This is a genomic window from Pseudomonas sp. 5.2, assembly GCF_059025405.1.
The window spans coordinates 1-461 of the sequence record NZ_JBYBHH010000062.1 but is presented as its reverse complement, the minus strand read 5'-3'; the positions used below and the strand labels follow the sequence as shown (position 1 = coordinate 461).

The window sequence follows — 461 nt, the reverse complement described above, 5'->3', positions numbered from 1 at the left end:
ATCAGGAAGGTGCCGTTGGCCAAGACAGTGCCGGTACCAATCACATTGCCGTTGGCATCGCGGACTTCCACGGTGGCCCCGGCTTCACCGCGCCCGCTGAGGGCCAGGCCTCCAGCGCCGACCACGATATTGCTGACGGCATCAGGCGGAGTAATGTCCGGCGCGTCGAATTGCAGCGGGGTCGAGCTGTTACCAGCGGCGTCCACCAGACGAATATCCAGCGCTTCTCCGTTCGCTTGAGCCGGGGAGAGCGTCAGGCTGAAGCTGCCATCTGCGCCCACAAGCCCGGTGCCAATCACGTTGCCCGCAGCATCGCGAACTTGCACAGTGGCACCTGGTTCGCCGCGACCGGTAAGGGTCACGCCTTCAGCCAAGGCAAGGTCAGTCGGTTGTGCTGGTGGCAGCAGGTCTTGCGAGGTGACCGAGCCAGGCTGCGAAACGTTGCCCGCCGCATCGGTCAG

1 protein-coding gene is annotated in these 461 nt (G+C 64.4%); it reads right to left on the bottom strand.

Going from position 1 to position 461, the window contains the following annotated elements; genetic code table 11:
* The coding region (locus AC5PZ0_RS28305; RefSeq protein WP_493856218.1) for an Ig-like domain-containing protein at positions 1-461 on the bottom strand (461 nt) is incomplete at both ends.